Genomic DNA, 21,250 nt, shown 5'->3' with positions numbered 1-21,250 from the left:
GCTTCGCTCGCATTTCTAGGGGGAGAGGTTGGGCTGCTGCCTCGACGCCCCCTCCGCCCTTCTGGCAGCCACTACCGTAGCCTTCTGCGCCTACTTTCGATCCACTGGATCGAAAGTTTTGCCTACGGCAAACCAGCTACGAAGCCCCCTGAAGGGGAAGGAAAGCGCGGCGGCGAAGCATGTTCCCAGCGAACTGACGGCGCCGCGGGAAGGCACCCGACCGGGTGCCCGGCGATCGTTCGCCGCCCCGCCGGAGCGCCCTTGGCGCGTGAGGCACAAAAACGTCCCGACGCTTCCCGGCTTGACTTCGCACCTCGAAGCGCGCACTTCCGGGGCCTTCCCGACAGCTCGAAGCGCCGATCCTCACCAGAGGCGACGCGGGCGGCTGTCAGTTCAAGATGGGGTCAGCCTGACCGATGCCGAAGTCGAAGAACCGCCGCAAAGTCAAATCGAACCGCGTCGCCGGGACGGGCGCCCAGGCGCGCCTGACACCCGAGACCATCGACGCCGGCGAGGGCGGAAGCCGCTCGGCCAAGTCCGAGGCGGGCGCCCCGGTCAAGAAGAAGTCCGTCGGCCCGTTCGAGTTCTACAAGCAGGTCCGCGCCGAGATGCAGAAGGTTACCTGGACCACCCGCGGCGAGACCATGGTCTCAACCATCATGGTGCTGATCATGGTCGCCATCATGAGCGTCTTCTTCTTCTCGGTGGACCAGATCCTGCGCTTCGTGGTCCCCCGCATCCTCTCCCTCAACCTGTTTTAGGAACGATCTCGATGTCCGAAGCCAAGTGGTACATCGTCCACGCCTACTCCAACTTCGAGAAGAAGGTGGCGGACTCCATCAAAGCCGCCGCCGCCGAGAAGGGTCTGAGCGACCTGTTCGAGGACGTGCTGGTGCCCACCGAGGAGGTGGTCGAGGTGCGCCGTGGCCGTAAGGTGAACACCGAGCGCCGCTACTTCCCCGGCTATGTCCTGGTGAAGATGGTGATGAACGACCAGACCTTCCACGTGGTCAACGAGACTAACAAGGTCACCGGCTTCCTGGGATCGGGCAAGAAGCCGCTGCCGATCTCCCAGCGCGAGGTCGATCGCATCCTCGGCACGATGGAGGAGGGCGACGCCGCACCCGTCAAGCCGTCGGTCATCTACGAGGTCGGCGAGATGGTCAAAGTCATCGACGGCCCCTTCGCCAGCTTCTCCGGCGTGGTCGAGGACGTGGACCAGGACAATGCCCGCCTTAAGGTGTCGGTCTCGATCTTCGGCCGGGCGACCCCGGTGGAGCTCGAGTACCACCAGGTCGACAAAGAGAGCTGAGCTGCTTTTCTATCGACGCTTTCCCACGGCCCAGGCATAGCCGGAGACCGTGGGACCCAACTCCCACTAGCGCCGCGAGATCATTCCATGCGGATGATGCGTCCCACGGATCCGCTTCGCGGACCATGGGAAGGCGGCAGAAAGCCTTTTAGAGTGGTAGGCAAACCCCTTGCGGCAGCTCTACCTCCAGCTCCCCATCCGTCTGGACCAGAAGACAGGTATCGTCCCTAAGCACCGCCTGGAAAGTCCTCGGCATAGCGGGGCTTCGGTCCTCGTAGGGGCCAGGGGGCGGGGGCAGGATGACCACCCGTCCCGGATCGGACGATACGCCAAGTTCGACCGAAGCCTTACCCACCGCTTCCGCGACCAGGGCAGCGACCTCGTCCATCCGGTCGGGGTCGAGTGCCGCCGGGGTTTCCTGGGTCTGGGCCGAGGTCTGGCAAGCCGCCGCCGACAGCCCCGCAACCAGCGCCGCCAGCCGGGTCAAAGGGTCTCGCCGCCGGGGAGGCGCATGTCTCGGTTGACCGAGAGAAGGTCCTCAGCGGGGAAGCGCACGATGCCGGGCTCCTTCGAGCGGGTCTCGATCAGGGCTCTCGCCGATGAAGTGGCCAGCGTCGTGGGGCAGGCGCCCGTGCGGCGGTAGGCGAGAGCGGCGGCGAGAAGCGGCTCGCTCTCGTCGCCGAGCTGGAAGCTGAGATCGTCGGAGACGCGGCAGCCCGGCAGGCGCTCGCCGATGGACGATGTGCTGCTGTCGGGGACGAAGCCGTCCTGGTAGTCGCCGAACCCTTCGAAGTTCACGCCCTGGAACTGGATCGTGTAGTAGGTCTCGCCGCAATTGTCGGTGGGGTAGAAGCCGAAGGGCTTGCCGCAGGTGGTGTCGCCGATCAGCACGACCGGGAAACCGACGCCGCGCAGCCCGTTGATGGTGGCCTCGGACGCCGAGCAGGTGCGGTCTGTCGACAGAACGAAGACCCGGTTCACATCGGGCAGGAGGGGAAGCTGCCGCCCCTCGGCTGCCGAGAATCCGAGGCCGGTGGTGTAGAAGGGCGTGGGGTCGTTGCGCTGGCCGGTAACGGGGTTGGTGTTCCCCGCATCGGCCTGGAAGCGCAGGCGCTCGAAATACTTGCCGCTGGTGAAGCTCGGTCCCGCGATCATGTAGCTGAGCTGCGAGGCGACCGCGAGAAGCCCGCCGCCATTATAGCGAAGGTCTAGCACCAGCTCCTCGACATTGGCATCGGAGAGGGTCTGGACAGCGTCGATGATCGCCTCCTCCGAGGAGAACGGGCTGTAGGTGTTGAAGACGATGTAGCCGACACGCACCCCGCCATCGTCGATCACCTTCGTCTCGATGACCGGCACGCGGGCGACATTGGCGGAGGTGATGGTCACGAGCCGCGTCTGGGTCGAGCCTGCATCCTGAACGAGGAAGGTGTGGGTCTCGCCGTCGTTCTCCGGGAAGAGGCCATCATTGAGCGCCTCGGTGTTGCTGCCATTGACGAGGTCGTTGCCGTCCACCTCGAGGATGCGGGTGCCGCGCTTGAACTGCTGCTCGCCGCCGACCACCGCCGCCGCGGGCGTGCCGGGATCGACGTAGCGGATGCGGTAGTCCCGCGGCGCGGTCGTTCTGATCGCCGCCAGGCTGAAGCCGTAGCCAGAGGAGCCAGCCGAGTTGCGCGAGCGGAGGAAGTCCTCGGTGGACTGGGAGAAGTGGAAGTTGTCCTTGGGCGTACCCGACGGGGTCCGCGCCGTGGTGCGAAGCTCGGCGAAGTAGTCGAGCGGATCGTCGAAATTGGCCGGGTTCTGGTCCGGGACCTCGTTGTTCCAGAGATAAGTCTCGTCCGTCCAGGAGCGCAGCCAGTGGTTCTCTTCTAGGACCGACCCTGCACGGTCGGGGAAGGGGTTGCCTTCGATATCCACGCCGGTGCGTGGGCGCTCACAGCGCTGCTCGAAGCTGCTGGAGGCGGCGAAGACCCCTGGGGTCCAGCTCGGCGGGGTGTTCGTCGTGGGGGGAGGCGAGGGGCGCCTGACCGGAGCGGTCGAACCCCCGCCGCCGCTCCCGCCGCAGGAAGCGACGCCCAGCAGCGCGACCGCCGCCAACAGATGGAAAACCTTGCTACCTTTGAATACCGCCACAACGAACCCTGCCTCTGGTTGTGTGATAATATGGCGGGCGCAAGGTGGTAAATGCAATATTAAGCTTTCGAACAGCGGCGATAGAACGCCTTTCTGCGCAACGAAAAACGGACCCCGTAGGGTCCGTTGGGTACTCGCAAGGATTGCGGGCTGGCTTACGCTGCGCCCTTCTCCTCTGCCGGGTCGCGCAGGACGTAGCCGCGGCCCCAGACGGTTTCGATGTAGTGCTCGCCGCTGGTCGCAGCCGAGAGCTTCTTGCGCAGCTTGCAGATGAAGACGTCGATAATCTTCAGTTCGGGCTCGTCCATGCCGCCGTAGAGGTGGTTGAGGAACATCTCCTTGGTCAGGGTCGTGCCCTTGCGCAGGGAGAGGAGTTCCAGCATCTGATACTCTTTGCCGGTGAGGTGGACGCGCTGGCCGGCGACTTCCACCGTCTTCGCGTCGAGGTTCACCGAGAGGGTGCCGGTGTTGATGATCGACTGGCTGTGGCCCTTGGAGCGGCGGACGATGGCGTGGATGCGGGCGACGAGCTCGTCCTTGTGGAACGGCTTGGTCATGTAGTCGTCGGCGCCGAAACCGAGGCCCCGGACCTTATTCTCGGTGTCGCCGAGGCCGGTGAGGATGAGGATCGGCGTGCCGACCTTGGCTACGCGGAGCTGCTTGAGCACGTCGAAGCCGGTCATGTCGGGCAGGTTCAGGTCCAGAAGGATGATGTCGTAGTCGTAGAGCTTGCCGAGATCGACACCCTCTTCACCGAGATCGGTGGTGTAGCAGTTGAAGCCGTCCGACTTAAGCATCAGCTCGATGCTCTGTGCCGTCGCGCCGTCGTCCTCGATCAGCAGAACCCTCATTGGAACCTGTCCTCCTCGTCCGTTAGGTCAATGCCGCGCAAGGAGGCGGCCCTGTGAAGCTTTCGTTCAGCCTAACAGCCATTAGCTTTCATAAAGATTAATCGCCCGCGCGCGCCTACTGCCCACACGCTTAGGTGAGTCTAGACGGCGTCCGATTCGCGGAGCAAGCGTTAACTTATTCAGGAAGCCGGTTTTCTGCAGAAGCCGCGCGAACCAAGAAATAGATAGGTTTTTCAACTACTTCTTGCGAAAACGGTCGAGGCTGACCACGTCGGCGCCGCCGGAGGGCGGGTTGTCCTCGGGAGGGTTTGGTTCGTCTTCCGCCGGCGCTTCGTCGACGTCGTTTCCGCCCTCCAGCGTGTCGATGGGTTGAAACTGAAGGACAAAACTGGCCGAGGGATCGGCGAACTGGGTAACCGCCGCGAACGGGATGGTGAGCATTTCCGGCACACCCTTAAACTTCAAGACGACCTGGAAGTGCTCCTCTTCCACCTCCAGCCCCTCGAACTGGTGCTGCAGGACGATGGTCATGCGGTCGGGGTACTGCGACTTAAGGCTGTCGGCGATGCCGACGCCGGGCATGTTGGTGTCGAACTCGATGTAGAAGTGGTGCTCGCCCGGCAGCGCGCCGAGCTCCCTGGTGATGCCGAGCACCTCCCGGACGACGCCGCGCATCGCGTTCTGGGTGAGCCAGGCATAGTCGAGTTCGGTTCCGTCGGTCATAGCCCCGCGCCTAATCGCTTCGCGCGCCGCTGTCACCTTTTAGCTGAGCGAACAGCGCGGTGACGGCCTGAGTGGTGCCTTCGAGAGTTGCGCCGCTCTCTTTGCGGAAGGGAAGGGAAGCGACCCCTGGGGAGAGAGGCGTCCTGTCCAGAACATCGAGCCCCAGCTCCTCGGCAAGGCCGGGCGGCAGGTCGTCGCCCATCGGCCCGCCGGTCATGTTCACCACCACGCCGAGAAGGGGGGTGCCCGCCTTCTCGAACAGGCTGGCCCCCCGGCGGACATCGGCCAGGGCGAGGGGTGAGGGGGTCGCGACCAGGACGGCGCCGTCAAGCTTTAGCCGCTGGATCATGGAGAGGTGCGCATCCCCCGTCCCCGGCGGGGTGTCGACGATGAGGATGTCGAGCTCACCCCAATCGGTCTCGTCGATGAGCTGGCGGGCGGCGTTCATGACCATCGGCCCGCGCCAGGCCACCGCCTGCCGCTCGTCCACCATGTAGCCCAGGGAGACGAGCTTGAGACCTTCGGCCTCTGCGGGGATAACGCGGCCCTCCTCGCCCCTCAGCTTCTCCTCGCGGGGGAAGAGGACGGGGAGGGAGGGGCCGTGAATGTCGAGGTCGAGGATGCCGACCCTCAGGCCCTGCTCGCTCAGACGCAGCGCCAGGGAGGCGGCCACGGTGCTCTTGCCGACGCCGCCCTTACCCGATGCGACGGCGATGACCGCTCGGACCCCGTTGGGCCGCTGCGGGGAGGGTCTGGCCTGGACCTTCGCGCCGAGGCCTAGGGGGTCGGCATGGCCGCCCCTTGCCGGAGCAGGTTTGAGAGGGGCCGGTCTGCCCGAACTGCCAGCGTTCTCGTGAGCCGTGGTCACCAGAGTCAGCCGGTCGGCACCCGAGGCCCCAAGCAACTCCGCCTCCAAGGCGGCGGGATCCTGCGCGCCGAGGCCCTCCTTCAGCACCACGGCGGCGGAGATACGGCCTTCCAGCGCCCGGATGGTGATCTCGGCGGCGAGGCCCTTTTCAGCCAAGGCTTTGCGAAGGGCGTTCTCGACCCGGCCCTGCCTCGCGGCTTCCTTGAAACGGCGCATCATGACGCAAACCGCCTTGGATCGTTGCGCGAAGATTTCAACGCCTCATATAGAGTGCTGCTCATAAGCAAGATTTCCTCGAAGTTGCGGAGGAGCCATCATGGCCCTTCGCCCCAGAACGGCGGACTGATGCCCTGGACTGATAAGCCCTCAGGCGGACCCAACAACCCCGGCCCTTGGGGCCGACCTAACGGAAACAATGGCGGCGGCAACAATGGCGGCGGCGGAGGGGGCGGAAACGGCCCACGCCGCGGACCGACGAGCCCCGATCTCGAAGAGCTGCTGCGCTCGGGACGCGAGCGTTTCGGCCGCGGCCGCGGCGGCGGCGCGGGAGGGGGCGGCGGCGTCACCGCGCCTTCTGGTCCCGTCTTCGGTCTGGTGATCGCAGGCATCATCGCCCTGTGGCTCTTCTCCGGCATCTACCAGGTGAAGCCCGGCGAGCGGGGGGTGGTGACCACCTTCGGCAACTTCACCGGTCTGACCGGACCCGGCCTCAACTGGCACGTGCCCTGGCCCATCCAGAATGCCGAGAAGGTGGACGTGGTGGCGGACCGCGAGGTGCGCATCGGCGGCAATTCCAGCCGCGTCTCCATGCTGACCTCGGACCTCAACATCGTCGATGTGAACATGACGGTGAACTACGAGGTCAAACCCGACGAGACCTGGGACGGCGGTGACGAGACCCTGCCCAACGCGGCAAAGTATCTCTTCAATATCGAGGAGCCCTCGGTCACGGTGCGGGCCGCTGCGGAGGCGGCGCTGCGCGAAGTGGTCGGCGCGAACGAGTTCGAGCCCATCGTCTCCCGCGGCAGGGCGCTGGTCAATCAGCGTACGGCGGAGATCCTTCAGAACACGCTCGACAGCTATGATAGCGGCGTCAACATCATCCGCGTGAACTTCGGCACGGCCAGCCCGCCCGAGCGCGTGGTCCCTGCCCAGCGCGACGTGATCGACGCCAACTCCCAAGCCGAGCGCCAGGTCAACGTGGCGCAAGGGATCGCCAACCGGCAGATCCCCGTGGCGCAGGGTGAGGCGCGCCAGATCGTCCTCGACGCCGAAGCCTATGCCGCCCGCGTGGTGGCCGAGGCCAATGGTGACGCGGCCCGCTTCAACGCCATCTATGACGAGTACGCCAAGGCCCCCGAGGTGACCCGCCAGCGCATGTATCTTGAGACCATGGAGCGGGTCCTGGGCGACATGAACAAGGTGGTCATCGACGACGATGCGGGCGGCACGCTGCCCTATCTCAACCTCAACGAGCTCGCCCGCGAGGCGCAGCAGAACAGACCGCGGCGCACGTCGGGCTCGTCCCAGCCGCAGCAGCGCCAGCCCGGAGGCCAGGAATGAAGAACCTCAGCTACGCCGTCCTCGCCTTCGTTATCGTCGGGCTGATCATCGCCTCGAGCGCGCTGTTCACCGTCAAGGAGGACGAGCAGGCCATCGTCCTGCAGTTCGGTGACCCGGTTAAGACCATCCCGTCGGAGGACGCCGGCCTTCACTTCAAGACCCCCGTGGTCCAGAACGTCGTCCGCTTCAGCGCCAAGAACCTGAACTTCGACGCTGCCCCCGTTGAGGTGATTGTTGCCAATGAGGAGCGGCTCCTGGTCGACGCCTTCGTGCGCTACGAGATCGCCGATCCGCTTCTCTACTTCCAGCGTCTCTCAGGCGTCTCCACCAACGCGCTCGAGATCCGGGAGCGGTTCGACACCAGGATCGGCGCGGTCTTGGGCGAGGCGGTTCGCCAGGTGCTCGGCGAGGTGCAGATCCGCGACATCATCACCGAGCGCCGCGGCGAGCTGATGGCCGCCATCCAGGCCGCCGTCTCCGAGGAGGCGAGGGCGCTTGGCGTACGGATCATCGACGTGCGTATCCGCCAGGCGGACTTCCCCCAGGAGAACGCCGAGAACGTCTATGAGCGGATGATCTCGGACTACAACCAGCAGGCCGAAAGCATCAGGGCCGAGGGCGAGCGTCAGGCGCGTGAGATCACCGCCTCCGCCGAGAAGGAGGTGGTGCAGATCACCGCCGCCGCCCGCGAGGAATCGCAACGTATCAGGGGCGCCGCCGACGGCCAGCGCAACGCGATCTACAACCAGGCCTATACGAGGGACCCGGAGTTCTTCGCCTTCTACCGGTCGCTGACGGCCTATGAGCAGGCGCTTCAGGATGGTCAGACGACGATCATCCTGTCCCCGGACTCGGAGTTCTTCCGCTACTTCAACGATCAGGAAGGCCGCTAAAACTAAGCAGGCAGCGCTTCGACGCGCTGCCTGCAGCTCTAACCGATCAGCTCTCTGACCTTCGAGACGTAGCTGGCCCCGACGGGCAGCGCGTCGCCATTGTTGAGCTCGACCTCGAAGCGGTCGGGCGCGACCCTCGAGAACCCCCTGATCTCCTCCTTTCGAACCACATGGGAGCGGTGAATACGGAGGAACGAGGCGTCGCCAAGCTTCTTTGCGAGCCCGGTCATGGTGGAGCGGATATGGTAGCTGCCGCTCTGGGCGACGATGTAGACGTAGTCGCGGTCCGACGAGGCGTAGCGGATGTCGGAGCGGCTGAGGCGCATCTCCGATCCGCCGTTCTTGATCCAGAGGTCCTCGGGCTCCCCCTCTCCCTTAAAGGCGGTCAGCGCCTCCTGCAGGCGTGCGGCCCTCTCTTCGGCCGTGCGGAGCGCAAGCTGCTTGTCGGCACGGTTCAGCGCCTCGGAAAGACGGTCCAGACGGACGGGTTTAAGGACGTAGTCGATGGCGCCGCGCTCGAAGGCGTCGACGGCGTACTCCGCAAAGGCCGTGACGAAGACGAGCTCTGGAGGCGCTTCTTCCGTGGAAAGACGGTAGGCGAGGTTCAGGCCGCTCCCGCCAGGCATCTCGATGTCGAGAAGGAGGATGTCCGCCCCCTCCTTCTGCTGTAGGCGGAGAGCTTCCTCGCTGTTTCGGGCTTCGCCGCAGAGGACGAAGCCGTCGACGCGTCCGACGAGGTGGCTCAGGCGCTGCCTGGCTAGGCTTTCGTCGTCGACGACAAGAACTCTACGCATGGTCGGGACCTCTCGAAGGAAGGGTAATGGTGGTGACAACGCCGCTGCCGGGCCGGTTGGCAATCGAGAGGTTCGTCTTCTCCCGGTAGGCGACTTCGAGCCGCTTACGGACGTTCTCGAGGCCTATGCCGCGGCGGGGGCTGCCGGCCGGTTGAAGAGGCGGGCCGTCATTGGCTACCTCGACGATGAGGCGATCTTCCCTGACCTCGGCCCTCAGGGTGATCGTCACCATGTCCTGAACCTTCGAAACGGCATGCTTCACGGCGTTTTCGAGAACAGGTTGGAGGAGGAAGGGAAGGACGGGAACGTCCTTAGCTTCCGGCGGGATATGCACCTCTACCCGCATCCGGTCCTCGAAGCGCACCTTCTCGATCTCCATATATTCGAGGGCGGCCTCGACTTCTTCCTGAAACGGAATGACCGCGGCGATGTCCATATCGAGTGAACGGCGGAGGAGGGCGGCCAGGCGCAGCACCATGACCTCCCCATCGTCATTGCGCCCGGCGGTGATGAGGGCTGCGACCGAGTTGAGGGTGTTGAAGAGGAAATGGGGGTGGAGTTGGCCTCTCAGGTTCTCGAGCTGCGCGCGCTGGGCGGCGAGGTCCTTCTCCAGAGTGAGGCGCTTCAGCGTTCCCAGCCGGTCGACCAGATGCACGGTGCCGGCGCCCAGCATCGTACACAGAACGATAGGACTGCCGTAGAGCACCCCCGCCCCTATGAGGGCGGCGAAGGGGTAGCCCTCCCAAGCCCGTGTGGGAGGGAAAAGCTTGTAAACGGCGCCGCCCAACAGGCCGTGAAGCAGGCAGATGCCGAGCGTCAGCGCGCTGATAGGCAGCCAGGCCAGTCTCTTCCGCCTGGGTGCCGACCCCGTCAGGCGTAGACTGGCGAAGAAGGTGAGAGCGGCGCTGACCGTGTAGACGAGCCCGCGCTGGGCGAGATCAGGAGGTACGTTGCCTTCGAAGAGGGTCAGCCCGGTGTAGAACGCGTAGAAGAGCGACCAGCTCCCGGCGCTGATCGCCAGGAGGATCCAGGAGTGCTTCCAGTTCAGCATGTACCATCCAGTGCGAGCCGTGAAGTGTGACCCGAACCCTTGCGGGACGCTACCGGTTTCGTCGCACCTCTTCGGCTCTTCGTCGCTACCTCTAGCTTCAGTCTCGCCGAGGCGGGGTCCGGTCGCAAGGCTACTCCCGACACGGACGGGATGGAGGCAGGCTTGGTGCTTGTTCCGTAAAAAGGGGAAGACGAACCATGAAAACGACTGTTCTCGCACTGGCAGCCAGCTTCACCATGCTGGGCGCGGCCCACGCATCGACCACCATCAACTACGGTTCGCCCGTTGTTGTCGACCCTCTGGGTAGCGGCGATGATTTCGGCTACGCGTCTCCGTTCTTGCCTTCGATCACCGTCGACGACATTGAGACGATCACGAACCTCACTGTGAGCATCGAAGGCCTGACCCACGATAGCTGGAGGGATGTTGACTGGGTGCTGGCCATCGGTCCTGCAGGCGGAAATTTCGCAAGCCTGGAGAGGGGGATCGTGCTGCGCTCCGGCAACTCTTTCGATTTCTCGCCAGTGGCGGTGACGAATGTCGATCTCACCTTCGACGAGAATGCCAGCGAGGAGGTGCCGCTCGAAAACCTGGTCAGCGGTACCTACCGGCCTACGGACCGTTACGACTACATCGCCAACAGCTACTTCACGGATTTTCTGGGAATGGAGGGGGTGACGAGCTTCGCCGAGCTGATCGGCTCGGCCACAGGATCAGTCAACCTGAGCCTGTTCGTCTACGACTACTTCAACGACGACAATATCGGTTCGTTCACGGACTGGTCGGTCACCTTCGATACCCTGGACACGGCGGAGGTGCCGGTTCCGGGCGTCGGGATCGCAGCGGGGCTAGCGGCAGCGGCCTTCCTTCGCCGCAAGCGGGCTTAAGTTCTATCGGCCTGCCCGGAGGCGGAGGACAGCTTGTCGAGCAGCGCGTTCAAGGCGCGCTGCTCTTCATCCGTCAGGGCAGAAAGAAGCGAGCGCTCATAGGCCAGGGCGCGCCCTGCCACGCTTCGAAAGGTGCGCTCTCCCTCGGCCGTCAGACGGAGAAGCGAGGCGCGCCGATCGCCTTGATGCGGAGCACGGAGGACGAGTCCCCGATCCGCCAGGCTGCTCACCGCCCGGCTGATAGTGGCTTTGTCCATAGGCGTTTCCGCAACCACTTGGGATGCCAAGGCTTCACGGTACTGACCGATCACCGCAAGGGTGCGCCATTCGGCAATGGAGAGGCCGAACTCTTCCGCATACTCCGCTGCCAAGCCCTGCCCCATGGCTTGGCCCAGCGCGACGATGCGGTAGGGGAGAAAGCGCGAGAGGCTGAAGAGATCCAGGACCTCCTCTTCCTCGGTAGGATGGCTCAGGGTCTCGCTCACGGAAAGGTCAGTGCTCGTCGCGTGCCTTCTCATGCAGCCAGGCTGCGTGGCGAGGGGCCTTCTTCGTCTCGGCCCACTCGTCGAGCATGATGTCGGCGACATCCTTGAGCTTCTTCATCTCTTCGGCGGTGCCGGTCTGGCAGGCGAGCTCGACCCGATGACCGTTGGGATCGAAGAAGTAGATCGACTTGAAGATGCCGTGATTGGTAGGGCCGAGCACTTCCAGCCCCTCGGCCTCGGCGCGGGATTTGGCGGCCATCAGATCGTCCATGGTCGGAACATCGAACGCAATGTGCTGCACCCAGAGGGGTGTCTTCTCGTCGCGGCCCATCGCCTCCTTGGTGGGAAGCTCGAAGAAAGCGAGGACATTGCCTCGCCCTGCGTCGAGGAAGACATGCATATAGGGGTCGGGCTCGCCGGTGGAGGGGACCTCGTCCTCGGCGATGGCGAGCTGGAAGCCCATGCCGAGGACGCGGCGGTAGAAATTCACCGTCTCTTTCGCATCGCGGCAACGGTAGGCCACGTGGTGGATACCGTTGAGGGCCGGAGCCTTCGCCACCTGGTCGAGATCGGCCATCAGGCGTCTTCCTTCTGTTTCAGCACACCGCGGGCGAGCTGATCGCGCTCAATCGACTCGAAGAGCGCCTTGAAGTTGCCCTCGCCGAAACCCTCATCCTTCTTGCGCTGGATGAACTCGAAGAAGGCGGGGCCGATCATGGTCTCGGAGAAGATCTGCAGGAGAAGGCGGGGGTCGTCGTTCTCGGTCGAGCCGTCGAGCAGAATGCCGCGCTTCTGCAGCTCTTCGACGGGCTCGCCGTGGCCTGGAAGACGCTCGTCTAGCATCTCGTAATAGGTGGCGGGCGGGGCGGTCATGAAGGGCTGGCCCTTGGATTTGAGGATGTCCCAGCTCTCGAGGAGGTTCTGCGAGCTCAGTGCGATGTGCTGAATGCCCTCGCCCTTCATGGCGACCAGGAACTCCTCGATCTGGCCCTTGCCGTTCTCGCCCTCCTGGTTGAGGGGGATGCGGATCTTGCCGTCAGGAGCCGTCAGTGCACGGGAGGTCAGGCCCGTATACTCGCCCTTGATGTCGAAGAAGCGAATCTCACGGAAGTTGAACAGACGGCCATACCAGTCCGCCCAGTGATCCATGCGGCCCTGATAGACATTGTGGGTAAGGTGGTCGATCACCTCGAAGCCTGCGCCCACCGGGTTACGATCGTCCGTGAGCCACTCAAAGTCGATGTCGTAGATGGAGAGGTTGGAAGCACGCTCCGAACCCTCATACCGGTCCACGAGGTAGACCAGCGCGCCGCCGATACCGCGGATGGCAGGGATGCGCAGCTCCATCGGGCCGACGGGCACGGTCACAGCCTCGGCGCCCTGGCTGATGACATGGTCATAAGCCTTGGCGGCGTCGCGGCAGCGGAAGGCCATGCCGCAGGCGGAAGGTCCGTGCTCCTGCGCGAAGTGCCAGGCGGGGGTGCCCTTCTCGTAGTTGGTAAGGAGGTTGATGCCGCCCTGGCGCCAGAGCTCGACATCCTTGGAGCGGTGACGGGCAACCTTAGTGAAGCCCATGCGCTCGAAGATGGGTTCGAGCAGCCCTTTCTCGGGGGCGCAGAACTCCAGGAATTCGAAGCCGTCGAGGCCTGCGGGGTTTTCGAACAGATCAGCCATGATTGTCTCCAGAAAGAGGGTGAGGCGGCGGCCTCGAAAGATGATGTGGTGGGCGGACTACTTCTCGGCGAAGCGCCCGCCCTTGTCTGCATAGGCCTGGGTGCCGCTTGTGTAGACCTTATCGCTCTCCAGCACGTCGGCCGGGGTGTGGCGGTAGCTGCCCGCGCAGCCCTCCTCGTGCAGCTTGTCGTAGAGGGGAGAGAACTCCGTACGCTGGGTGCGCTCCAGGAGGTCTTCGTAGCTTTTGATGACGAAGTAGGTCTGCTGGAAGTCGTCGATCCGGTAGTCCGTGCGCATGAGGCGCGGCACGTCGAAACCGAGACGGTTGGGGGAGGGGTCCTCCAAGCTGAAGACGCTCTCGGCGGGGGAGGAGACGATGCCCGCGCCGTAGATGCGCAGGCCGTCCTCGCCCTCGATCAGGCCGAACTCCACCGTGTACCAGTAGAGCGCGGCGAGGTTCTTCAGACAGCCCGAGTTCAGGCTCTTCAGGCCACCCTGGCCGTAGGCCTGGATATAGTCGGCGAATACCGGGTTGGTGAGCATCGGCACATGGCCGAAGACGTCGTGAAAGACATCGGGCTCTTGGATATAGTCTAGCTGGTCCGGCTTCCTGATGAAGTTGCCCGCCGGGAAGCGCCGGTTGGCAAGGTGGTCGAAGAAGACCTCATCCGGCACCAGGCCCGGTACGGCGACGACGCGCCAGCCGGTGAGGGTTTCAAGCTCGTCGGACATGCGCTCGAAATGGGGAATGCCGCCGCGGCCCAGGTCGAGAGCCTTGAGGCCGTCGATGAACGCCTGGTCAGCCCGGCCCGGCAGCACCTTCATCAGACGCTTGTAGAGCGTATCCCAGGTGCCGTGCTCCTCCGCCGTGTAGCTCTCCCAGTCCTGGGGGATAGTGTAGTCATCCGCCGGGGCCTGGCTGGCCCTATGGAAGGCAGGGCTCTCGCCGGTAGGCATCTCCATGGAACCGCTCCTCTCGTTCGGGCAAGGCTCGTGGCCGTGCACCGATAGTTGTTTGTGCAACTAATTCATTGGATGGGTGCGCGCAAGGGGGTTGCGATCACGACTGTTTCCCACCCCCTGGTTCCTCTACAGACCAGGGAGCGCCTACGCTTTCTCGATCTCAGGCAAAGCCTAGCTTCGTCTGGCGAGTCGCTTCTGGCGGCGCTTCCAATGGGGCAGGAAGAAGAGGTAGATGCCCGTCCCCCAGAGAACCAACAGCACCACCCCGGAGGGCAGGAAGACCCACTTCTTCGTCCATCCGGCGAAGAACGAGCCGTCATGGAGGCTCTCGATCAGGTCCGAGCGGCGATAGGCGACCTGCACCACCTCGGCGGTGGCGGTGTCTACCTGTGCCTCCCAGCCGTTGGCGGCGACGAACTTCACCACGCCCTTGTCCGGCTTGACGTCCACCCGGTCGAGGCTGCCCCAGCCGGAGAGCTCGAGCTGCGGCACGCCCGAGGCCGCGGCGAACAGGGCCTCGAAGCTCTGCGTCGGTATCTGGTCCGCCACCTGCCCGCGTGCGGTGGGGGGCTGAATCCAGTCGATGTCCTTCTTGAGCATCAGCAGGATGCCGGTGGCGATCACAAGGCCGAGCGGCAGCATGATGAGCGGCGAGGCCCAGCGGTGAATCTGACGAAGTAGCTTCTGTGCCTTCACGCGGCGGACTGCTCCCAATGGCGGGGAAGGGATGCGACTGCTTACCCTACTGGCCAACACTGTCACATTCTTTATCGTTAGCTGATAAGGATCGAATGGGAAACATGATGGGTAAGGGACGAGATATGGGTATCAAGGGACTGCTGCTCGGCTGCGCAGGGCTTGCTGCGCTGGGACAGGCGTTCGCCGACGACCATAAGGACAGCGAGGCCGTCATTCCCTCCGAGGTGATTTCAGGCATGAAATGGCGCTCCATCGGCCCGGCGCTGATGAGCGGTAGGATCGCCGATATCGAGATCGTCCCCTCCGACCCCGCGACCTGGTATGTGGGCGTGGGCTCCGGCGGCGTCTGGAAGACCGAGAACGCCGGTACCACCTGGAAGCCCCTCTTCGACGGGCAGGACGTCTACGCCATCGGCGAGATCGCGCTCAGCCCCCACAACGAAGACGTCATCTATGTGGGCACCGGCGAGAACCACGGCGGGCGCCACATCTCCTGGGGTGACGGCGTCTACCGCTCGAGGGATGGCGGTCAGTCCTGGGAGCATCTCGGCCTCGAGGATTCCGAGCACATCTCCAAGATCATCGTGCATCCCGAGGACCCGGACGTCCTCTACGTGGCGAGCCAGGGACCTCTCTGGTCCGGCGGCGGCGAGCGCGGCTTCTACCGTTCCGAGGATGGCGGCGAGACCTGGGAGAACACGCTGAGCGCCGGAGACTTCACCGGCGTGACCGACCTCATCATGGACCCGCGCGACCCTGATCGTCTTTATGCGGCGACATGGCAGCACCACCGGACCGTGGCGAACTATGTCGGCACCGGGCCGGAGAGCGGCATCCATGTGTCCGAGGACGGCGGCAAGACCTGGACAGAGCTCACCTCTGGCCTGCCGAGCGGCAATATGGGCAAGATCGGTCTGGCCCTCTCTCCCCAGAACCCGGACATCGTCTATGCGGCGATCGAGCTCGACCGCCGCGAGGGCGGGGTCTATATGTCGAACGACCGCGGCGCTTCGTGGACGAAGCAGTCCGACGCCGTCTCCGGCGGCACCGGCCCGCACTACTACCAGGAGCTCTACGCCAATCCGCACAAGGAGGGGCAGATCTACCTCCTGTCGAACTATACCCAGGTGTCGAACGACCACGGCAAGACCTTTGAGTATATCAACAACTCGACCAAGCACGTCGACGACCACGCGCTGGCCTTCCGTCCCGACGATCCGGACTACGTGCTGTTCGGTTCGGATGGCGGCATCTATGAGAGCTATGACGGGCGCGAGACATGGCGCTTCATCGACAATCTGCCGATCACGCAGTTCTATAAAGTGGCGGTCGACGATGCCGAGCCGTTCTACAACGTCTACGGAGGGACCCAGGACAACAACTCCCAAGGCGGACCTTCCAGGACCGCCAATGTGAACGGCATCCGCAATGCCGACTGGTTCATCACGCTGGGCGGCGACGGCCACCAGTCCGCGACCGAGCCCGGCAACCCCGATATCGTCTACGCCCAGTGGCAGCAGGGGAACCTGATGCGGGTCGACCGAACCACCGGCGAGCGGGTCTATGTGAAGCCCCACGCCAAGCCGGGCGAGCCCTATGAGCGCTTCAACTGGGACGCGCCGATCTTCGTCAGCCAGCACGAGCCGACGAGGCTCTACTTCTCCTCGCAGCGCGTGTGGCGTTCGGACGATCGCGGTGATAGCTGGACGGCGATCTCAGGTGACCTGACCCGCGACGAGCGCCGGGTCGAGCTGCCGGTGATGGATCGTCAGTGGTCATGGGACGCGGGCTGGGACCTCTACGCCATGTCCAACTACAACACGATCACCTCCTTCGGCGAAAGCCCAATGGACGAGGACCTTCTCTATATCGGTACCGATGACGGCATCATTCAGATCACCGAGGATGGCGGCGAGAACTGGCGTCGCGTCGAGGTGGGCGCCCTGCCTGGCGTGCCGGAGACGGCCTTCGTCAACGATATCCGCGCCGACCTGCATGACGAAGACACGGTCTATGTGGCGCTCGACAACCACAAATACGGCGACTACGCGCCCTACCTTCTGAAGTCGGAGGATCGCGGCGAAACGTGGCAGAGCCTGGCGGGCGATCTGCCCGAAGAGCATCTGGTCTGGCGCATCGTCCAGGACCACGAGGACGAAGACCTCCTCTTCGCCGCCACCGAGTTCGGCGCCTTCGTGACCGTCGACGGTGGGGAGAAATGGACGGAGCTGTCCACGGGTCTTCCGACCATCAGCCTGCGCGACATCACCATTCAGCGGCGCGAGGACGATCTGGTCGCAGCCTCCTTCGGTCGCGGCTTCTACGTCCTCGACGATATCTCGCCCCTGCGCGATATCGACCCGGAGAGCCTCGAGCAGGAAGCCATGCTCTGGCCCGGCCGTGATGCGCTCTGGTATATCGAGGAGCAGCCGCTGGGCGACGAAGGCAAGGCGAGCCAGGGCGACGGCTACTTCACCGCCGACAACCCGCCCTTCGGCGCGGTCTTCACCTACTATCTGCGCGACGACCTCAAGACGATGGAGGAGGAGCGTCAGGAGGCGGAGAAAGATCAGGAAAGCACGGCCATGCCAAGCTTCGAGCAGCTTACGGAAGAGATGAACGAGGAGAAGCCCAAGGTCATCCTCACCGTCCGCGACGAGAAAGGCTCCGTCGTTCGCCGTTTGGAAGGAGCCGCGAAGAAAGGCCTCCACCGTATGGCCTGGGACCTGACCAAGCCCAATCCGAGGGCCGTCACGTCGGCCTCTGCAAGTGCCGAGCGCGACAGCGGCTGGATGGTGTCTCCTGGCACCTACACCGTGTCCCTGTCCAAGCGCCACCGGGGCGAGACCGAAGAGCTGGTTGGACCGCAGGAGTTCGAGGTCGTTCGTATGCGCGAGGGTGCTCTTGAAGGAGCATCGCCGGAGGAGGTCGCAGCCTTCTGGGGGCGGATCGAGAAGCTGCAGATGCGCCTCTCCGCAGCCCAGAACGTGCATGAGGAGATGGAGGAGAAGCTCGGCATGATGGCGACCGCCATTCGCCGCTCCTCTGCACCCGAAGAGCTGATGGACGATCTCTCGGACCTCCGCTCACGGACAGCTAAGCTTTCGGAGGAGCTCTACGGCAATGAAGCGAAGAACGCGATCGGCCAGCAGCAGCAGGCCACTGTGTTCGACCGGCTGTCCTACACTGTCAGCGGCGTGAGGGACTCGACCTACGGTCCAACCCCGCAGCATGTTCAGTCCATCGAATGGGCCGAGGAAGGTCTACGCGACGTGATCGCCGAGCTGCGTGAACTTCGTTCCGAAGCCATTCCGGCGATGGAGGACGCGCTAGAGGAAGCCGGTGCGCCGTGGACGTCCGGTGCGGACCTTCCGTCTGAGTAAGTCTGCCTGCGCCGTTTCGGCACTGCTCCTCCAGGGGGCGGTGCTGGCGGCGGAAACGCCTGACGATCTGATGGTCGTGCGCGGCGAGAAGCTGGCTCACGCGCCTGTCCTCCTGCTCGACGGAGAGGACGTTCAGGCCCTCAGGCCCCGAAGCCTGAAGGCCATCGTGGAGGCGCTGCCTCAGACCAGTATCTCCGTCAACTCCCGCGGCGAGGCGGTTGCCAGCATCCGCGGGAGAAGTGAGCGGGAGACGAGTGTTACGCTCAACGGCGTTCCCCTGAACGACCCTTGGGACGGCAGGGTCGATTTCGCGCCTCTGCCTGCCGCCCTGATAAGCAGCGCGGCATCTTATCCCAGAGGGCATGCGGCGATCGGCAGCGCCTCGTCGGTGGAGCTGACATTGAGCCAACCGTCCGAAGCTTTGCTGGTCGAGGCGGAGGGCGGAACCAGAGGGTACCGGGCGGGAGAGCTCGTGCTCGGTCGCCGCAACGGGGCCTTGGCGCTCTCACGACTTTCGAGGAACTCGTTTCCGCTATCTGCAGATGCCGACCTTCCGTTCTATCAGGACGAAGGGGAGAGGCGCACCAACTCGGACTTGGAGCGAAACGCTCTTCTCGGCCTCGGCTCGGTCGCCGGGAAGGAGTGGAGCGCGAGCGGGTTCGTCCTGGCTTCCTTCGCGCGTTACGGGGTGCCGCCCGAAGGTCATATAAATCCGGACATATCGCAGGTGCGGTACTGGCGCGTGCCCGAAGACGACCGTATCGTTGCCGGCATGGGCGGAAGCCGTCTCCTTGCAGGCGCACGGCTTGACGGACAGGCATGGCATCATAGCCGCCAGCGGTCCATCGAAGCGTTTACGGATGAAACCTATGCGGAGCTTGCTGAAACCAGCGAGAACCGCAGCCGCTCGACCGGGATACGGAGCAGCGGTTCGCGCCGGTTCGGTGCGGCCTCGGTTTCCGTCGGCGGGGAGTTGCGAGAAGATGCTGTCCGCCTGGTTTCGGATGGAAGGGAAACCTTCGAACGACGAACCCAAGCTGTTTGGGCTGACGCCGGTTTGGGTGGCGCGAGGTGGAGCGGTGACGCCTCGGTCCGCTGGGAGGGTTTCACGACGACCCGCTCTGGTGACCGAGAGAGGGCACCGGACCAGAAAGTCGTAAGCCTGCGGACGAGCCTAAACTATCAAGCGGGTGCGAACTGGACGCTCAGCGCCGGAGCCGCGAAGCTCGGCAGACTGCCCAGTCAGCGTGAGCTTTACGGGGAGGCGTTGGGCCGCTTCGTCATCAATCCTGACTTGCGAGCTGAACGCCGGTACATGGTCGAGGCTGGGGTTGTGCGGACTGGGCGGCAGCTTCGGGTATCTCTCACCCCCTTTGCAGAGTGGTCGGATCGGACGATCGGTCAGCGAGCTGTGCGTGGTAGCCCTTCGCAACGTATGAGGATCAACGAAGGAGGCATACGGACGTTGGGCGTAGGGGGACTTCTATCTTGGAGTCCTGGAGCGGCATGGGCCGCCGACCTGACAGGAACCTTTCTTGACCTTAGGCCGCAAGAGGCAGGGGAGTTCGTTGAGGAGAGGCCTGAAGTGCTGCTTCGCGGGCAGCTCAGCTACAGACCCGAGCACTCGGTAGGTGGGTTGGTCCGCATTCAGCACCGGGGACGAGCCTGGTCGCGCGACGATGCGGGGGACGCTGTACCTCTTCCGCCCGCCACCACCGTGGATGCCGAGGTCAGCTACCGGTTGGGTGAGGGGCCTGGTTCTGGCGCCGAGATCTATCTGCGTGCAGACAACATCTTCGACGCATTGGTGCTGCCTCAGATCGGGCTGCCTGCACCTGGCAGGGTGATACGGGGAGGGGTGAGACTCTCACTGAGCTAGCACGTGGCCGCTCGCTTGCGGGGTAGGGGGAGTGCGCGTCGCCGCTGCTAGAGCGGTAACGAGGAAGGGCGCAGCCCCCGCAAGCCCGGCCGCAAGGCGCTGCGCCGAGGGTTTGGCCAGGATAGCGGACAGGGTCGCGGCAGCCTTGACGCGCCTGCCCGCCAAGCGAGCGAAGCTGGACTGAAAATCCGTGGCCGAGCGGCCGGAGAGCACGGCTTCGGCCACCAGACGGCCGCTGCGAAGGGCAAGACCCATCCCCTCGCCGCAGAAGGACGGGATGACGGCGGCTTGGTCGCCGATATAGTAGAGACCATCGGTTCGTGAGCGGACCAGGCCGTAAGGTATTCTTCCTACGGCAAGCGGCTTTTCGAGGAGAAACGAACAGTCGGCGAAAATACGATGTGCGTGCTCGGACTGCTGCGCAACCCGGCGAAGGAGCGCGGTAGGGTCTCCCCCAGCCTCGCTGAGAGCCCATTGCTCAGCGGCGAGGCAGGCGTTGATCCGACTACCCTCCACCTCTTGAAAACCGATATACCCACCAGGGAAGAAAACAACGTCTACTGTAGACCTTAGATCGGCCATGACGCTTGGACGGACGGCCAGGTAGGTCTTGATGCCGACCATGCCGTCATGGCGGCCGGGTGGGCGCTTGTGCTGGCTGAGATCGTGCTTCCCCGTAGCGACGATCACCGCGGGTGCGTGGATGCTGTCCCCATCGCGAAGAAGAACACTGTCAGGCGTCGCCGCTCGCACGGTCACCCCCCTGAGGATATCGGCTCCTGCCTCCGCGGCGCGCTGCAGGACAAGCTCGTCTAGAATACGCCTACTGAGTGACACGGCTTCGAACGGGAGCGGCGCGGCGGAGGCGTCTCCACGCGCAGCGGTTCTGACGCGCGTCAGGGAAGCAGCACCATGGTCTCGAGGCTCGATACCCATAGAGCGCAGCTCACCGAGGGCCTCACCGGAGAGAAACTCACCGCATACCTTGTCGTGGGGCTCGGTAGTCCGCTCGATGAGGGTGACTGCTGCCCCGCCTCGTGCGAGATGCCAGGCTGCGGTGCCGCCAGCCAGCCCGCCGCCGATGATGATCAT

At 64.2% G+C, this 21,250-nt stretch carries 20 protein-coding genes; 7 read left to right on the top strand and 13 right to left on the bottom strand.

Annotated features, from left to right (window positions below; genetic code table 11):
* The first annotated feature begins 416 nt into the window (after window positions 1–416).
* Window positions 417–761 carry a preprotein translocase subunit SecE gene (secE, locus tag NOG11_RS04770; RefSeq protein WP_256618541.1) on the top strand — a complete coding sequence of 115 codons (345 nt, stop codon included), beginning with the start codon at window positions 417–419 and terminating at the stop codon, window positions 759–761.
* An 11-nt stretch (window positions 762–772) separates the two neighbouring features.
* Complete coding sequence (gene nusG, locus NOG11_RS04765) at window positions 773–1,312, top strand: transcription termination/antitermination protein NusG (RefSeq protein ID WP_256618540.1); 540 nt, start codon at window positions 773–775, stop codon at window positions 1,310–1,312.
* A gap of 148 nt (window positions 1,313–1,460) precedes the next feature.
* On the opposite strand, the gene NOG11_RS04760 is transcribed toward nusG, so the two are convergent.
* The 5 genes from NOG11_RS04760 to NOG11_RS04740 all read right to left on the bottom strand — a co-directional run bounded on the left by NOG11_RS04760 (window position 1,461) and on the right by NOG11_RS04740 (window position 6,106).
* The gene (locus NOG11_RS04760; RefSeq protein WP_256618539.1) at window positions 1,461–1,799 is read right to left on the bottom strand and encodes a hypothetical protein; all 339 of its coding nucleotides are present in this window, start codon (window positions 1,797–1,799) and stop codon (window positions 1,461–1,463) included.
* On the bottom strand, window positions 1,796–3,409 hold the full coding sequence (locus NOG11_RS04755) for a S41 family peptidase (protein WP_256618538.1): 1,614 nt from the start codon (window positions 3,407–3,409) through the stop codon (window positions 1,796–1,798). Before NOG11_RS04755 ends, NOG11_RS04760 begins: the two co-directional genes overlap by 4 nt.
* Before the next feature lie 191 nt (window positions 3,410–3,600).
* Window positions 3,601–4,296 (bottom strand): response regulator transcription factor CtrA, encoded by a 696-nt coding sequence (ctrA, locus tag NOG11_RS04750; protein WP_256618537.1) that lies wholly within the window; start codon window positions 4,294–4,296, stop codon window positions 3,601–3,603.
* Between the two features lie 237 nt (window positions 4,297–4,533).
* Complete coding sequence (locus tag NOG11_RS04745; RefSeq protein WP_256618536.1) at window positions 4,534–5,019, bottom strand: SspB family protein; 486 nt, start codon at window positions 5,017–5,019, stop codon at window positions 4,534–4,536.
* A gap of 10 nt (window positions 5,020–5,029) precedes the next feature.
* Complete coding sequence (locus NOG11_RS04740; RefSeq protein WP_256618535.1) at window positions 5,030–6,106, bottom strand: P-loop NTPase; 1,077 nt, start codon at window positions 6,104–6,106, stop codon at window positions 5,030–5,032.
* Between the two features lie 126 nt (window positions 6,107–6,232).
* On the opposite strand from NOG11_RS04740, the gene hflK reads away from it, so the two are divergent.
* Entirely contained in the window at window positions 6,233–7,450 is a 1,218-nt protein-coding gene (gene hflK, locus NOG11_RS04735) for an FtsH protease activity modulator HflK (protein ID WP_256618534.1), read from the top strand.
* Complete coding sequence (hflC, locus tag NOG11_RS04730; RefSeq protein WP_256618533.1) at window positions 7,447–8,343, top strand: protease modulator HflC; 897 nt, start codon at window positions 7,447–7,449, stop codon at window positions 8,341–8,343. The genes hflK and hflC overlap by 4 nt, the downstream gene beginning before the upstream one ends.
* A gap of 38 nt (window positions 8,344–8,381) precedes the next feature.
* Here the strand turns inward: hflC and NOG11_RS04725 are convergent, their stop codons facing one another.
* Window positions 8,382–9,137 (bottom strand): LytR/AlgR family response regulator transcription factor, encoded by a 756-nt coding sequence (locus tag NOG11_RS04725; protein WP_256618532.1) that lies wholly within the window; start codon window positions 9,135–9,137, stop codon window positions 8,382–8,384.
* Complete coding sequence (locus tag NOG11_RS04720) at window positions 9,130–10,188, bottom strand: sensor histidine kinase (RefSeq protein ID WP_256618531.1); 1,059 nt, start codon at window positions 10,186–10,188, stop codon at window positions 9,130–9,132. Before NOG11_RS04720 ends, NOG11_RS04725 begins: the two co-directional genes overlap by 8 nt.
* 197 nt (window positions 10,189–10,385) lie before the next feature.
* On the opposite strand from NOG11_RS04720, the gene NOG11_RS04715 reads away from it, so the two are divergent.
* Window positions 10,386–11,075, top strand: a complete 690-nt coding sequence (locus NOG11_RS04715; RefSeq protein ID WP_256618530.1) for a hypothetical protein — start codon at window positions 10,386–10,388, stop codon at window positions 11,073–11,075.
* On the opposite strand, the gene NOG11_RS04710 is transcribed toward NOG11_RS04715, so the two are convergent.
* From NOG11_RS04710 to NOG11_RS04690, 5 genes are all read right to left on the bottom strand, one after another.
* Window positions 11,072–11,560, bottom strand: a complete 489-nt coding sequence (locus NOG11_RS04710; protein ID WP_256618529.1) for a MarR family winged helix-turn-helix transcriptional regulator — start codon at window positions 11,558–11,560, stop codon at window positions 11,072–11,074. The two genes, NOG11_RS04715 and NOG11_RS04710, sit on opposite strands and share 4 nt — an antisense overlap.
* A 7-nt stretch (window positions 11,561–11,567) precedes the next feature.
* Window positions 11,568–12,137, bottom strand: coding sequence for a VOC family protein (locus tag NOG11_RS04705; RefSeq protein WP_256618528.1), 570 nt, complete (start codon window positions 12,135–12,137; stop codon window positions 11,568–11,570).
* On the bottom strand, window positions 12,137–13,234 hold the full coding sequence (hppD, locus tag NOG11_RS04700; RefSeq protein ID WP_256618527.1) for a 4-hydroxyphenylpyruvate dioxygenase: 1,098 nt from the start codon (window positions 13,232–13,234) through the stop codon (window positions 12,137–12,139). Before hppD ends, NOG11_RS04705 begins: the two co-directional genes overlap by 1 nt.
* 57 nt (window positions 13,235–13,291) lie before the next feature.
* Entirely contained in the window at window positions 13,292–14,191 is a 900-nt protein-coding gene (gene phhA, locus NOG11_RS04695) for a phenylalanine 4-monooxygenase (RefSeq protein WP_370468230.1), read from the bottom strand.
* 177 nt (window positions 14,192–14,368) lie between these two features.
* The gene (locus NOG11_RS04690) at window positions 14,369–14,893 is read right to left on the bottom strand and encodes a PepSY domain-containing protein (RefSeq protein ID WP_256618525.1); all 525 of its coding nucleotides are present in this window, start codon (window positions 14,891–14,893) and stop codon (window positions 14,369–14,371) included.
* 125 nt (window positions 14,894–15,018) lie between these two features.
* On the opposite strand from NOG11_RS04690, the gene NOG11_RS04685 reads away from it, so the two are divergent.
* Together NOG11_RS04685 and NOG11_RS04680 are read left to right on the top strand one after the other, a co-directional pair.
* Window positions 15,019–18,279 carry a VPS10 domain-containing protein gene (locus tag NOG11_RS04685; RefSeq protein WP_256618524.1) on the top strand — a complete coding sequence of 1,087 codons (3,261 nt, stop codon included), beginning with the start codon at window positions 15,019–15,021 and terminating at the stop codon, window positions 18,277–18,279.
* On the top strand, window positions 18,239–20,158 hold the full coding sequence (locus NOG11_RS04680) for a TonB-dependent receptor plug domain-containing protein (RefSeq protein WP_256618523.1): 1,920 nt from the start codon (window positions 18,239–18,241) through the stop codon (window positions 20,156–20,158). The genes NOG11_RS04685 and NOG11_RS04680 overlap by 41 nt, the downstream gene beginning before the upstream one ends.
* Here the strand turns inward: NOG11_RS04680 and NOG11_RS04675 are convergent.
* Window positions 20,147–21,250: an NAD(P)/FAD-dependent oxidoreductase gene (locus NOG11_RS04675; protein ID WP_256618522.1), complete on the bottom strand. Its 1,104-nt coding sequence runs from the start codon at window positions 21,248–21,250 to the stop codon at window positions 20,147–20,149. The genes NOG11_RS04680 and NOG11_RS04675 overlap by 12 nt on opposite strands.

The sequence above is a fragment of the Parvularcula maris genome (assembly GCF_024505085.1).
In the GTDB taxonomy this organism is placed as follows: Bacteria; Pseudomonadota; Alphaproteobacteria; order Caulobacterales; family Parvularculaceae; genus Parvularcula; species Parvularcula maris.
The sequence above is the reverse complement of the archived record's forward strand: the minus strand, read 5'-3'. Positions and strand labels throughout refer to the sequence as shown.

Coding starts and splice junctions, on each gene's coding strand:
- nusG (WP_256618540.1), top strand. CDS start 773: ATGTCCGAAGCCAAGTGGTACATCGTCCACGCCTACTCCAACTTCGAG.
- NOG11_RS04705 (WP_256618528.1), bottom strand. CDS start 12,137: ATGGCCGATCTCGACCAGGTGGCGAAGGCTCCGGCCCTCAACGGTATC.
- NOG11_RS04725 (WP_256618532.1), bottom strand. CDS start 9,137: ATGCGTAGAGTTCTTGTCGTCGACGACGAAAGCCTAGCCAGGCAGCGC.
- NOG11_RS04675 (WP_256618522.1), bottom strand. CDS start 21,250: ATGATCATCATCGGCGGCGGGCTGGCTGGCGGCACCGCAGCCTGGCAT.
- NOG11_RS04740 (WP_256618535.1), bottom strand. CDS start 6,106: ATGATGCGCCGTTTCAAGGAAGCCGCGAGGCAGGGCCGGGTCGAGAAC.
- NOG11_RS04745 (WP_256618536.1), bottom strand. CDS start 5,019: ATGACCGACGGAACCGAACTCGACTATGCCTGGCTCACCCAGAACGCG.
- NOG11_RS04715 (WP_256618530.1), top strand. CDS start 10,386: ATGAAAACGACTGTTCTCGCACTGGCAGCCAGCTTCACCATGCTGGGC.
- hflK (WP_256618534.1), top strand. CDS start 6,233: ATGCCCTGGACTGATAAGCCCTCAGGCGGACCCAACAACCCCGGCCCT.
- NOG11_RS04720 (WP_256618531.1), bottom strand. CDS start 10,188: ATGCTGAACTGGAAGCACTCCTGGATCCTCCTGGCGATCAGCGCCGGG.
- NOG11_RS04685 (WP_256618524.1), top strand. CDS start 15,019: ATGGGTATCAAGGGACTGCTGCTCGGCTGCGCAGGGCTTGCTGCGCTG.
- phhA (WP_370468230.1), bottom strand. CDS start 14,191: ATGCCTACCGGCGAGAGCCCTGCCTTCCATAGGGCCAGCCAGGCCCCG.
- ctrA (WP_256618537.1), bottom strand. CDS start 4,296: ATGAGGGTTCTGCTGATCGAGGACGACGGCGCGACGGCACAGAGCATC.
- hppD (WP_256618527.1), bottom strand. CDS start 13,234: ATGGCTGATCTGTTCGAAAACCCCGCAGGCCTCGACGGCTTCGAATTC.
- hflC (WP_256618533.1), top strand. CDS start 7,447: ATGAAGAACCTCAGCTACGCCGTCCTCGCCTTCGTTATCGTCGGGCTG.
- secE (WP_256618541.1), top strand. CDS start 417: ATGCCGAAGTCGAAGAACCGCCGCAAAGTCAAATCGAACCGCGTCGCC.